Source organism: Achromobacter sp. ISS7 (genome assembly GCF_056523125.1).
Map to the genome: position 1 here is coordinate 5819550 of NZ_JAWRZD010000001.1, position 12984 is coordinate 5832533.

Consider the following 12984-nt stretch of genomic DNA (forward strand, 5'->3'; position numbering starts at 1 on the left):
CGTTCCCTTCAGAGATTCCGCACGGAGCAGAACTTGAAATACCGCAAACTCGGCCGTACCGACCTGGACGTCAGCCTGATCGGCCTGGGCACCATGACCTGGGGCGAGCAGAACACCGAGGCCGAGGCCCACCAGCAGCTGGACTACGCGCTCGAGCGCGGCGTCAACCTGGTCGATGTGGCCGAAATGTACCCGGTGCCGCCCAAGCCGGAAACCCAGGGCCTGACCGAAACCTACATCGGCACCTGGCTGGCGCGCAGCAAGCGCCGCCAGGACATCGTGCTGGCCAGCAAGGTGGCCGGCCCGGTGCGCGATCCCAAGCGCCCCGGCCACATCCGCGACGGCAAGACCTTCCTGGACCGCAAGAACCTGACCGAGGCGCTGGACGCCAGCCTCAAGCGCCTGCAGACGGACTACCTGGACCTGTACCAGCTGCACTGGCCCGACCGCACCACGGCCACCTTCGGCCAGCTGTCGTATCCGTGGGTCAAGGACGACCACACCGTGCCGATCGAGGAAACCCTGTCGGTGCTGCAGGACTTCGTGCGCGCCGGCAAGGTGCGCCACGTCGGCGTGTCCAACGAAACGCCGTGGGGCGTGTCGCAGTTCCTGAAGGCATCCGACAATCTCGGCCTGCCGCGCATCGCCTCGATCCAGAACGCCTACAGCCTGCTCAACCGCGTCTACGAGATCGGCCTGTCGGAATTCACCCATCACGAAGGCGTGGGCCTGCTGGCCTATTCGCCGCTGGCGATGGGCATGCTTTGCGGCAAGTACCTGGACGGCGCCCGTCCGGCCAATGCGCGCCTGACGCTGTACACGCGCTTCACCCGCTACAGCAACCCGCAGGCCGAGGCCGCCACCCGCGAATACGTCGAACTGGCGCGCCAGCACGGCATTTCGCCGACGCACCTGGCGCTGGCCTGGGTCAATCAGCGCCCGTTCGTCACCAGCAACCTGATCGGCGCCACCAACCTGCAGCAATTGAAGGAAAATATCGACAGCGTCGACGTCGAACTGTCGTCCGACGTGCTGCAGGCCATCGACCAGATCCACGTGCGCCATCCCAACCCGGCGCCCTGATCCCGCCCGCCGGGAGCCACGAGGACATCCATGCGAAATCTCGACTTCAGCTCCTGGCAAACCGTGCTTTCGACCCTGCTGGGCCTGGCGGTCATCACCCTGATCGGGGTGGGGATCCGCCTGCTGGTGATGCAGACCATCCAGCAGCGGCGCGAACGCGAGAACCGCCAGATCAACGAGCGCCTGCGCACCTTGATCGCGGCCTACAAGACGCTGGGCGGGTCCTTCACCGGCAACCTGGTGGTGGACCCCAGCCACCTGCGCGACCTGCGTCGCGGCGTGCCGCAAGCGGCCGCCGCCGGCGACCCCGACGCGCTTGACGAAGCCGATCTCGATGCGGCCGACCCGCTGCGTCCGACGTCGCTGGAAGGCCCCGGCGGCGAACGTCGGCGGCGGGTGCGCGACGCCGTCGAGGCGGCGCTGTCCGACATCATCCTGCTGGGCACCGAGGACCAGGTGCGGTTGGCGGCCAAGGCGGCCTCCGACCTGGTGGCCGGACGCCGCATCGAGACCGCCGAGCTGGTGGTGTCGCTGCGCGATTTCATCCGCCGCGTGCTGAACCTGGAGCCGGTGCCGGCCGGCCTGGCGATTCCGCGCCAGGGCCCGACCCGGCCCGCGGCCGGCGGCGCGAAAGGCGCGGGCAACGCCCGGGGCGAGGCGGGTGGCGGCGGCAAGGGCGGCGCAGCGGGTGGCGCCGGCGGCGGCGCCGCGGCGGGCATGGGCATGGGGATGGGCCTGGGTTCGGGCCTGGCGGGAGACGATCCGCACGATCCCCACGGCAGCGCGCGCTAGGCCGTAGCGGCCTGTCGCGCCCCGGCCGTCGTCAACCGCCGGTCATCTCGCGCTTGCGGCCGCGTTCTCAATACACATCGCGCACATAGCGCTTGTCCGCCGTCATGCGCGCCACATAGGCCGCCGCCGCGTCGGCATCCAGGCCGCCGTGTTCGGCCACCACCTGCCTGAGCATCGCGTCCACATCCTTGGCCATGCGGGCGGCATCGCCGCACACATAAAAGTGCGCGCCCTCCTGCAGCCACGCCCACAATTGCGCGCCGTGTTCGCGCATGCGGTCCTGCACATAGACCTTGGCGGCCTGGTCGCGCGAGAACGCCAGGTCCAGCCGCGTCAGCAGGCCGTCGTCGCGCAGCGCCTGCAGTTCGTCGCGGTAGTAGAAATCGCTGGCCGCGTGCCGCTCGCCGAAGAACAGCCAGTTGCGGCCACAGTCGCCGCGCGCCCGCCGTTCCTGCAGGAAGGCGCGGAACGGCGCCACGCCGGTGCCGGGGCCGACCATGATCATCGGCGTGTCGCCTTGCCGGGGCGGCCGGAAGTGGCTGGCTTCCTGCACGAAGACCGGCACCTCGACGTCGCCCGCGCGGTCGGCCAGGAAGGTCGATGAGACGCCCTTGCGCCGCCGCCGGCCATTGTCGTAGCGCACGGCTGACACCGTCAGGTGGACCTCGCCGGGATGCGCCTTGGGGCTGGAGGCGATGGAGTACAGGCGCGGTTGCAGGCGCTTGAGCGCGCCCAGCCACGCCTGCGCCGGCAGCGCCGCCGGGAACGCGTGCAGCACGTCGGCCAGTTGCTTGCCCCACAGCCATTGCCGCAGGTCGGCGCGGCGCTCCTCGGCCAGCAACTGCCGCAGGCCGGGGTCGCGCGCGTGTTCCGCGATCAGCGCCAGCGTGGCCGGCGCGGGGCGCGCGATTTCGTAATGCGTGGACAGCGCCCGTGCCAGCGGCATGTCGCCCACGCCCGGCACGCTGGCCACGGCGTCGCCCGACAAGCCGGCCTGCGCCAGCAGTTCCTCCACCAGCTCGGGACAATTCACCGGCCATACGCCCAGGGCGTCGCCGGCCTCGTAGTCCAGCCCTGTGTCTGCGATGTTCAGCGCCAGCGCGCGCGTGTCCTTTTCGCCGCCGGCATTCAGCCGCTGGTTGCCGATCAGGCGCGCGGGGGCCGGACGCGTCCGTGAGGGCGGGGCGGGGCGCGCACCGGCCGGCGGGGCGGCCGGCTCGGGCGCTGCGACGCGGACCGCCACGGCGGGCGGGGCCTCGGCGGCCAGCGCCACGGCGATGTCGTCGGGCATCAGGCCGCCGGGCGGATGGCCATGCTGTTCGGCGTCGGCCGCACGGATACTGGCGATCGCGCTTTCCAGCCAGGCGTCGGCCGGCGCCTCGTAGTCCGTGTCGCAATCGACCCGCGCCAGCAAGGGCTGCGCGCCCAGCTGCGCCAACCGTTGGTCGAGCCGGCGGCCGTGGCCGCAGAAGGCGTCATAGTTGCTGTCGCCCAGCGCCAGCACCGCGTAGCGCAATGACGCCAGCCGCGGCGCAGCGGCGGCCGACAGCGCCCGCCACAGGTCCTGGCCGTTGTCCGGCGCATCGCCGTCGCCGAAGGTGCTGGTGATCAGCAGCAGGTATTGGCTGCGGGCCAGGGCGTCCAACGCGCAGTCCGCCATGCAGGCGGTGCGCAATTCGAAGCCGGCCGCGGCCAGCGCGGTGGCGCTGCGTTCCACCAGCGATTCGGCATTGCCGGTTTGCGAGGCCCACAGCAGGGTGACGCGCGGGCGCGGGCCGATGATGCGGACGCTGGCTTCGCCCGCGTCCGCGCCGGGCGTGACCGCCAACGGCAGCGGCGCGCGGCTGTACAGGCCGTGCAGCAGGCCGTTGAGCCACAGGCGGGTGGCTTCGTCGAACGGCGCGTGGACGGGCAGCTCCGGCACGCCGGGCGCGCCGCCGGCCTGCCGCAGGCCGTTGAGAAAGCCCGACAGGTAGTGGCGCTGGCGCGCATCCAGCGCGGGGGCGGCGGCGGCGCCCGTCAGGCCGAGCAGCGCGGCCATGGCCTCGGCGGGAGCGGCGCCGCCGGCCGCCATCTCGGCCATGGCCAATGCGGCCGGCGCCTCGCCGTTCGCCGTCCCGCCGGCAGGCGCCGCCACGCGGCACAGCGCCACCGCGCAGAACTTCAGCTCGGGCTGCTGCGATATCGGGTCGATGGCGTCGCTGGTGACGGCGTTGATGCACAGGTCCTCGCCATACACGTCGTTCCAGTGCATCGGGGCGAAGCAGTTGCCCGGCCGCACCCGGTCGGTGACGACGGCGGGCAGCAGCGCGCGGCCGCGGCGCGAACGGATCTCGACGCCGTCGCCGGCGGCGATGCCGAGCGTCGCCGCGTCGTCGGGATGGATCTCCACGAAAGGCGCGGGGTTGAGCTTGTTCAGCATCGGCACCTTGCCGGTCTTGGTCAGCGTGTGCCATTGGTGCTGCAGCCGTCCGGTGTTCAACACCATGGGATAGTCGGCGTCGGGCAGCTCGGCCGGATCGACGTGCGGCCGCGCGTGGAACTGCGCGCGGCCGTTGGCGGTGGCGAACACCAGGCGTGGCCGCGCGCCTTCGTCCCCCTCGCGCAGCGGCTGGCTGATGCCGTCGTTGAGATAGCGGATCGGGTTGCGGTCCGGGCCGTCGGCGCTGGCGCAGGGCCATTGCAGCGGCGTCTCGCGCAGCCGCGCATGGCTGGCGCCGCGCAGATCGTAGCCGGTGGCGGGGTTGGAGAAGCCGGTGATTTCCTCGAACACCTCGGACGCGCTGGCGTACTGGAACGCGTGGCCGTAGCCCATCTCGCAGGCCACGCCGGCGATGATGCGCCAGTCGGGCAGCGCGTCGCCCGGCGGCGGCACGGCCCGCGGCATCAGCGTCAGGGTGCGTTCGGAATTGATCATCACGCCCTCGGCCTCTGCCCACAACGCGCCGGGCAGCAGGATGTCGGCGTAGCGGTTGGTCTCGGTGTCCAGGTAGGCGTCCTGCGCGATCACCAGTTCCGCGGCCTTCAGCCCGGCCACCACGTTGGCGCGGTTGGCCACGCTGGCCACCGGGTTGGTGCAGATGATCCAGCAGGCCTTGACCTCGCCCGTGGCCATGCGCTGGAACAGGTCGATGGTGCCTTGCCCCAGCCGCGTGTGCAGCGTGCCGGCCGGCACGCCCCAGCGCGCTTCGACGAAGGCGCGGTCCGCGGCCGACAGCACGCTGCGCTGGCCCGGCAGGCCGGGGCCCATGTAGCCCATCTCGCGCCCGCCCATGGCGTTGGGCTGGCCGGTCAGCGAGAACGGCCCGCTGCCCGGCCGGCAGATGCGGCCGGTGGCCAGATGCAGGTTGCACAGCGCGTTGGTGTTCCAGGTGCCGTGGGTGCTCTGGTTCAGCCCCATGGTCCAGCAGCTCATCCATTCGGGCGCCGCGCCGATCCAGTCGGCGGCCTGGCGCAGTTGCGCGGCGGGAATGCCGGTCAGCGCCTCGACCCGTTCGGGGGCGTAGTCGCGCAGCAGGTCCGGCATCGCCTCCCAGCCGTCGGTGTGCGCGGCGATGAAGGCCGCGTCGGTCTTGCCGGCCTGGTGCAGCAGATGCAGCAGCCCGTTGAGCAGCGCCAGGTCGGTGCCGGGCCGGATCGCCAGGTGCAGGTGCGCCTTCTCGGCGGTGGTGGTGCGGCGCGGGTCGACCACGATCAGGCGTGCGCCGGCCTTGACCCGCTCCATCATGCGCAGGTACAGGATCGGGTGGCAGTCGGCCATGTTGGCGCCGATCACCAGGAACAGGTCGGCGCGGTCGATGTCCTGGTACGAGCCGGGCGGCCCGTCGGCGCCCAGCGACAGCTTGTAGCCGCTGCCGGCGCTGGCCATGCACAGGCGCGAATTCGATTCGATGTTGTTGGTGCCGATGAAGCCCTTGGCCAGCTTGTTGGCCAGGTACTGGGCCTCGATCGACATCTGTCCCGACACGTACAGCGACACGGCGTCCGGCCCGTGCGCGTCGATGATGGCGCGCAGGCGCCCGGCGGTGTCGCGCAGCGTCTCGGCCATCGGTCGCGGCGCCAGGTCCTGCCCGCGCCGGGCGCGCACGTAGGCGTGTTCCAGCCGGCCCGACTGGCGCAGGGCGATGTGGGCCGACGAGCCCTTGGTGCAGAGGCGGCCGAAGTTGCTGGGGTGCTCGCGGTTGCCGGTGATCTTCACTACCTGCTCCCGGTCCACGTGCAGGGTCATGCCGCAGCCCACGCCACAGTAGGGGCAGACGGTGTCCACGGTGCGCGGGTTGCCGCTCATGCTCGGCTCCAAAAAAGAAAGCGCCCTGCCTGCGCGGCCAGCGGCCGGGCGGGCAGGGCGCCATTGCCCTGGTTCCCGGCGTGGCCGGGTCGATGCCCTGTCGATGCAAGTTCCATGCCAGTCGCGCGTCACCGGCATGGCGGGGACCCTGAGGGCGCGGGGCGCGCGCGGTGGTGCGCGATGGCACCGGATTGGTGCGCCGCCGACCCGTTTGGGTGCGTGGCGCAGGAGGCGGCGGGCCGCCGCTCGGGCGTTGCCGCGATGGCACGCTTATTGCTTTGATTGCCATACCGGGCCCGTGTCCGGCCAGACAACGCAAGCTTTGCAGGCAACGGCGCCCGGACCCAACAGTCCCGGGCGCCGTTTGTCTTTTGAAAACCGAACGGCCCAGCCTGGATAGACCCATGAGCACAGCGACCTCCACGACTTCCATGCAGACCCTGATCGTCATCGGCAATGGCATGGTCGGCCATCACTGCGTCGAGCAACTGATCGAGCGCGGCGCGCTGGCGCGTTACCGCATCCTGGTGTTCGGCGAAGAGGGCCGGCGCGCCTACGATCGCGTGCACCTGTCGGAATACATCGGCGGGCGCGATGCCGAGTCGATGGCCATGAGCGACGCCGCGTTCTACGAACGGCCGGGCCTGTCGCTGCGGCTGGGCACGCCGGTGCTGCGCATCGACCGCCACGCGCGGCAGGTGGTGACGGCCGACGGCAGCCACGGCTACGACAAGCTGGTGCTGGCCACCGGCTCCTATCCCTTCGTGCCGCCGATCGCCGGCGCCGAGGGGGCTTCGCGCCTGGTGTACCGCACGCTGGATGACCTGGACCAGATCCGCGCGGCGGCCGACGGCGCCCGGCGCGGCGTGGTGGTGGGCGGCGGCCTGCTGGGCCTGGAGGCCGCCAACGCGCTCAAGTCGCTGGGGCTGGAAGCGCACGTGGTCGAGTTCGCGTCGCGCCTGATGCCGGTGCAGCTGGACGAAGCCGGCGGCGCGGCGCTCAAGGCGCGCATCGAGACGCTGGGCGTGGGCGTGCACCTGTCGCGCGCCACGCAGGAGATCAAGGACGGCACGCAGTACCGCTACCGCATGCGCTTCGCCGAAGGCGCGCCGCTGGAGACCGACCTGATCGTGTTCTCGGCCGGCATCCGTCCGCGCGACGGCCTGGCGCGCCAGGCGGGATTGACGGTGGCCGAGCGCGGCGGCGTTGCCGTCGACGGCCATTGCCGCAGCAGCGACGCGTCGATCTACGCGATCGGCGAATGCGCCGCGTTCGACGGCGCCATCTTCGGCCTGGTCGCGCCCGGCTACCAGATGGCGCGCGTGGCCGCCGCCGACCTCTGTGGCGAGGCCGGCGCGCCGTTCGCGGGCGCCGACATGTCGACCAAGCTCAAGCTGCTGGGCGTGGACGTCGGTTCGATCGGCGATGCCCACGGCGCCACGCCGGGCGCGCGCAGCTACCGCTACATCGACGAGGCCGGCGCCTCGTACCGCCGCCTGGTGGTGTCGGCCGACGGCACGCGCGTGCTGGGCGCGGTGCTGGTGGGCGACAACAGCTACTACGACACGCTGCTGCAATACGCGCAGAACGGCATCGCGCCGCCGGCCGACCCGGCCAGCCTGATCCTGCCGGCCGGCCAGGCCGCGCCCGCGCTGGGCGCGGCCGCGTTGCCGGCCACCGCCACCATCTGTTCGTGCCACAACGTCAGCAAGGCCGCCATCTGCGACGCGCTCGACGGCGGCTGCACCGATGTCGGCGGCGTCAAGGCCTGCACCAAGGCGGCCACCGGCTGCGGCGGCTGCGCGGCCCTGCTCAAGCAGGTGGTCGAACACGAACTGGCGAGCCGCGGCGTCGCGGTGGACAAGAGCCTGTGCGAGCATTTCGCATACACCCGCCAGGAGCTTTACGCCATCGTACGGGTGCAGGGCATCGAATCGTTCGAGGAACTGCTGGCGCGCCACGGCCGCGGCCACATCGGCTGCGACCTGTGCAAACCGGTGGTGGCCTCGATCCTGGCCTCGTGCTGGAACCGCCCGATCCAGGACCCGAACCTGGTGCCGCTGCAGGACACCAACGACACCTTCATGGCCAACATGCAGAAGAACGGCACCTATTCGGTGGTGCCGCGCATCCCGGGCGGCGAGGTCACGCCCGACGGCCTGATCGCGATCGGCGCCGTGGCGAAAAAATACAGGCTCTACACCAAGATCACCGGCGGCCAGCGCATCGACCTGTTCGGCGCGCAGCTGCATGAGCTGCCCGACATCTGGGCCGAACTGATCGCCGCCGGCTTCGAGACCGGCCACGCCTACGGCAAGTCCACCCGCACCGTGAAGTCCTGCGTCGGCAGCACCTGGTGCCGCTACGGCGTGCAGGACAGTGTCGCCATGGCGCTGCGCATCGAAGACCGCTACAAGGGCCTGCGCGCGCCGCACAAGCTCAAGTTCGCGGTCTCGGGCTGCACCCGCGAATGCGCCGAGGCGCAGAGCAAGGACATCGGCGTCATCGCCACCGAGAACGGCTGGAACCTGTACGTGTGCGGCAACGGCGGCATGCGGCCGCGCCACGCCGAACTGTTCGCGCAGGACCTGGACGACGCCACCCTGATCCGCCATATCGACCGCCTGCTGATGTTCTACATCCGCACCGCCGACAAGCTGCAACGCACCTCCGTCTGGCGCGAGTCGCTGGAAGGCGGGCTGGACTACCTGAAGGCCGTGGTCATCGACGACAGCCTGGGGCTGGGCGCCGAACTGGAGGCGCAGATGCAGCTGGTGGTAGACCGCTATGAATGCGAATGGGCCAATGCCCTGTCCGACCCGGAAAAGCTCAAGCGTTTCCGCACCTTCGTCAACAGCGCCGCGGCGGATCCGGACGTCCGCTTCGTGCAGGAGCGCGGCCAGCCGCGCCCCGCGCCGGCCGCGCGCGTGATTCCCATCGCCGAGGAGCTTGCCTGATGCGCTCGAATGTCGTGATCGCCCTGCGCCAGGACCCCCCGCTCGACGCCGTGCCCGGCGCCGCGTCGTGGCGCCCCGTTTGCACCCGCCGCGACCTGGTCGCCGATTCCGGCGTGGTGGCGCTGGTCGATGGCCGCCAGGTGGCGCTGTTCTATCTGCCCGCCGTTGCCGGCGAAACGCTCTACGCCATCGACAACCGCGATCCGAAATCGGGCGCCAATGTCATCGGCCGCGGCATCGTCGGCCACCTGGCCGGCGAACTGGTGGTGGCCTCGCCGCTGTACAAGCAGCACTTCCGGCTGCGCGACGGTGCCTGTGTCGAATACCCCGAACAATCGCTGCGGGCGTGGCCCGTGCGTTTCAACGGCGACGCGGTCGAAGTCCAACCGCCCGCGACGGCTTGAGGACGCCCGCCATGCCACGGCACGCCATGCCCTCGACCCTGCGCTTTCTCCTGGCGGCCCGCCGCAGCGAGCTGCACGGGCTCGAGGCGTTGGCCAGCACCTGTGAACTGGCTACCCTGGTCAGCAAGCTGGTGCACGTGCTGCAGAAGGAGCGCGGCTCGTCCAACCTGTACCTGTGCGGCGGCCAGGACGCGTTGCGCCAGACGCTGGCGGGCCTCAGTTCGGACGCCTGCGCGGTCGAGGAGGAAGTGCGCCGTTTCCTTGACCGCCTGGAGCCGGATGCCACCCGCAGCGCCGGCAAGGCGCGGCTGCTCAACTGCATCGCGTACGCGCTGTACCGCCTGGACGAACTGCCGCGCACGCGCCGCGCCATCCGCGATCGCCGCGTGGCGGCGGAAGAGGCCGGCGCGGTCTTCACGCGGCTCATCGCCAGCCTGTTCGCGCTGGTGTTCGAAGCCGCCGACTCGTCGCTGGACGCGGGCGTCACGCGGCTGCTGGTGGCGCTGCTGAATTTCATGCAGGGCAAGGAGCTGTGCGGCCAGGAACGCGCCTATGGCGTCATGGGCTACACCGCCGGCTACTTCACCGAATCGCAGAAGGCCCGCGTGCTGGAGCTGGCGGACCTGCAGAAGCGCTGCTTCGACAGCTTCGCGCAATACGCCGGCGCGGACGCGCTGGCCGCATGGGAACGGCTGGAGCAGGGCGCCGGCCCGGTGCTGCGATTGCGCGACATGGCGCTGCGGACCTCCGAGGCCGAACGCGTCGACGCCGGCCTGGCCGAGCTGTGGTTCGGCCTTTGCACCGAGCGCATCGACGCCATGCGCGCGGTCGAAAGCCTGCTGGCCGAGGCCCTGACGCTGCAATGCCATCGCCGCATCGTCGAGACCCGCGCCGAGCTCGACAACCACCGGCTGCTGCTGAGCCGTTTCGCCGATCACGCCAGCGACGACGCGCCGGCGATGCTGTTCCAGCTGCAGGGCCGCATTCTCGATGTGCCGCCGCAGGACGGTGTGGGCGAGGCCATGGAGCGTTCCATCCTCGACCTGATGCGCGATCAGGCGCAGCGCCTGCGGCAGTCGGACGACGCGCTGGCGCTGGCGCGCGGCGCGCTGGAGGAACGGCGGCGGGTCGAACGCGCCAAGTGGCTGCTGGTCAGCCGCCATGGCCTGAGCGAACAGGCCGCGCACGATCAGTTGCAGCGTGTCGCGATGGACGGCCGCCGCTCGCTCGACGAGGTCGCCCGGCAGGTGCTGGCCGAACTCGATACCGCGGCCCGCTGAACGCCGCCGCGAGGCCGGTCTACCTGTCCTGCTTGCCGGGCACCTGCCACAGCGCGTCGGGCAGGTAGCCCTCCTGCTCGCCCTTTTTGGCGTAGCCCAGCGGATTGGCGACCACGCGGCAGCCGTCCTTCAGGTAGTCCAGCGGGCAGTGCAGGTGGCCGTGCAGCCACAGGTCGGCCAGCGGCAGCAGGTGGTCCAGCGCGTTGCAGAAGCCGGCGGTGCCGGGCGTCACGCCGTAGCGCGGATCGGCGCTGGCCAGGCTCGGCGCGAAGTGGGTGATGGCGACCGTGGGACCGTCGAACGGCGCGCGCAGCGCCGCCTCCAGCCAGGCCTGACAGGCCAGGCCCTGCTCGCGCATCTGCTCGGCCATGAAGGGCGCGCCGTGGCGCCGCATCTGTGCCTTTTCCAGGTAGAAGTCGGCGGCGCGGAAGGCCTTGCCGCGCTTGGCCAGCGCCTGCGTCAGCGTATCGCCCGGCGCGGCCAGCGCGTCGAAGTCGGTCCATAGCGTGGTGCCCACCAGCCGCACGCCGTCGATCACCAGCGTCTCGCGTTCCAGCCACTGGATTCCCAGCGCCTGGCACAACGCCCGCAGGCGGTCGTGGGTCTCGTCGAAATCGAGATTGTCGTATTCGTGGTTGCCCGGCACGTAGACCACTGGCGTCGGCCAGCCGTGGCGCGGCGCATAGCGGCCCAGGCCGAAGTCGTCCGTGGCCAGCCGCGAGCGCTGCTGGTACGAACCGATGTCGCCGGCCAGCACCAGCAGGTCCGCGCCCGGCGTCGGCGTCGCGACGAAAGTGGGGTCGGATTCCAGGTGCAGATCGGACAGCAATTGAATTTTCATGGGCCGGGGGCTTGTGTTGGTTGCGATTCGCAAGTAAATTGGTTGCGACCCGCAACTTCAGGACGCGCCATCATGGATCTTATCGACTTTCCCACCCGATCCCGCGAACAGACCATCCGCGACCTGCGGGAATTCTCGCGCAAGCTGGTGCGCGAACTCGGTTTCATGCGGCCCTCGCTGGCCGGCAGCGAGCTGGCGCCGTCGGCGGTGCACGCCATCATCGAGATCGGCCTGCAGCCGGGCATCCAGGCGCGCGACCTGGCGCTGGTGCTGCGGCTGGACAAGTCCAACACCAGCCGCCAGGTCGCCAAGCTGGAGGCGGCCGGCCTGGTGGCGCGCGAGACCGACAGCGGCGATGCGCGCGCCTCGCGCCTGTCGCTGACGCCGGCGGGCCTGGACCTGCGCAACCGCATCGACCAGTTCGCCACCGAGCAGGTGTCGCGCGCCCTGCGGCAACTGGCGCCGCCCGACCAGGAAATCCTGGTGCGCTACCTGTCGCTGTATGCCGACGCCCTGGCGCGCGAGAATCCGAACACGCGCGCCGCCCAGGCCAGCGACGCGATCGAACTGCAGATCCAGGAAGGCTACGCGCCGGGCTGTATCGGCGACGTGGCCGCATTGCATGCGCGCTACTACGCCCAGGCCGCCGGCTTCGGCGTGGTGTTCGAGCGCCTGGTGGCGACGGGCCTGGCGGCCTTCGCCGAAGCGCTGCCGGCGCCGGGCAAGAACCTCTGGCGCTATGCCGACGGCAACCGCACCCTGGCCTCCATCGCCATCGACAGCGACCCGCGGAAACGCACCGCGCATCTGCGCTGGTTCATCGTCGATGAATCGCTGCGCGGACTCGGCGTCGGCCGCGCGCTGCTGACGCGCGCGATGCGCTTCGTCGACACGCTCGATGTTGACGAAACGTATCTGTGGACCTTCAAGGGATTGGACGCCGCGCGTCATCTGTACGAGTCCGAAGGCTTCGTGCTGACCGAGGAAGCCGAGGGCACGCAGTGGGGCGGCGTGGTGGTGGAACAGCGCTTCAGCCGGCGCGCGCGCTGACGCATCTGGACACACACTGAGGCCGCGCGCACGCGTCGCGGCCCGCTTCGACACGCCACCTTTCACGGCGCTGTCACTTCCCATTCCTAGACTCGCTGGGGTCTTGCCGGCTGGTCGCGGCAAGGTCGGTCCTCCTCTTTCCAAAGAACCTCCCCATGCCCTCCAAGAGTCTTGCAAGAACCCTTGCCGCGGTCCTGCTCGCGGCCGCCACGCTCGCCGCCTGTGGCGGTGACGATTCCTCCGATGATCCCGCGCAGCCGCCGGTCACCCAACCGACCGCGCCGCAGCT

General features: G+C 70.8%; 8 protein-coding genes. 6 read left to right on the forward strand and 2 right to left on the reverse strand.

Annotated elements, in window-relative coordinates; genetic code table 11:
* Window positions 1-33 precede the first annotated feature (33 nt).
* Together AC1HFW_RS26360 and AC1HFW_RS26365 are read left to right on the forward strand one after the other, a co-directional pair.
* Window positions 34-1083 carry an NADP(H)-dependent aldo-keto reductase gene (locus AC1HFW_RS26360; RefSeq protein WP_006391120.1) on the forward strand — a complete coding sequence of 350 codons (1050 nt, stop codon included), beginning with the start codon at window positions 34-36 and terminating at the stop codon, window positions 1081-1083.
* Window positions 1084-1113: 30 nt separating this feature from the next.
* Entirely contained in the window at window positions 1114-1875 is a 762-nt protein-coding gene (locus AC1HFW_RS26365) for a hypothetical protein (RefSeq protein ID WP_479285720.1), read from the forward strand.
* Window positions 1876-1942: 67 nt separating this feature from the next.
* On the opposite strand, the gene AC1HFW_RS26370 is transcribed toward AC1HFW_RS26365, so the two are convergent.
* Complete coding sequence (locus tag AC1HFW_RS26370; RefSeq protein ID WP_479285722.1) at window positions 1943-6163, reverse strand: molybdopterin-dependent oxidoreductase; 4221 nt, start codon at window positions 6161-6163, stop codon at window positions 1943-1945.
* Between the two features lie 404 nt (window positions 6164-6567).
* Here AC1HFW_RS26370 and nirB point away from each other — a divergent pair, with 404 nt between their 5' ends.
* From nirB to AC1HFW_RS26385, 3 genes are read left to right on the forward strand one after another with little or no spacing between them, the layout of a single operon-like run.
* Window positions 6568-9120, forward strand: a complete 2553-nt coding sequence (gene nirB, locus AC1HFW_RS26375) for a nitrite reductase large subunit NirB (protein ID WP_479285724.1) — start codon at window positions 6568-6570, stop codon at window positions 9118-9120.
* Window positions 9120-9524, forward strand: coding sequence for a nitrite reductase small subunit NirD (gene nirD, locus AC1HFW_RS26380; RefSeq protein ID WP_116523030.1), 405 nt, complete (start codon window positions 9120-9122; stop codon window positions 9522-9524). The genes nirB and nirD overlap by 1 nt, the downstream gene beginning before the upstream one ends.
* Before the next feature lie 11 nt (window positions 9525-9535).
* Entirely contained in the window at window positions 9536-10804 is a 1269-nt protein-coding gene (locus AC1HFW_RS26385) for a nitrate- and nitrite sensing domain-containing protein (RefSeq protein WP_479285726.1), read from the forward strand.
* A gap of 19 nt (window positions 10805-10823) precedes the next feature.
* Here the strand turns inward: AC1HFW_RS26385 and AC1HFW_RS26390 are convergent, their stop codons facing one another.
* The gene (locus AC1HFW_RS26390; protein WP_479285728.1) at window positions 10824-11645 is read right to left on the reverse strand and encodes a metallophosphoesterase; all 822 of its coding nucleotides are present in this window, start codon (window positions 11643-11645) and stop codon (window positions 10824-10826) included.
* A 72-nt stretch (window positions 11646-11717) separates the two neighbouring features.
* Here AC1HFW_RS26390 and AC1HFW_RS26395 point away from each other — a divergent pair, with 72 nt between their 5' ends.
* Entirely contained in the window at window positions 11718-12695 is a 978-nt protein-coding gene (locus AC1HFW_RS26395; RefSeq protein WP_479285730.1) for a GNAT family N-acetyltransferase, read from the forward strand.
* Window positions 12696-12984: the final 289 nt, after the last annotated feature.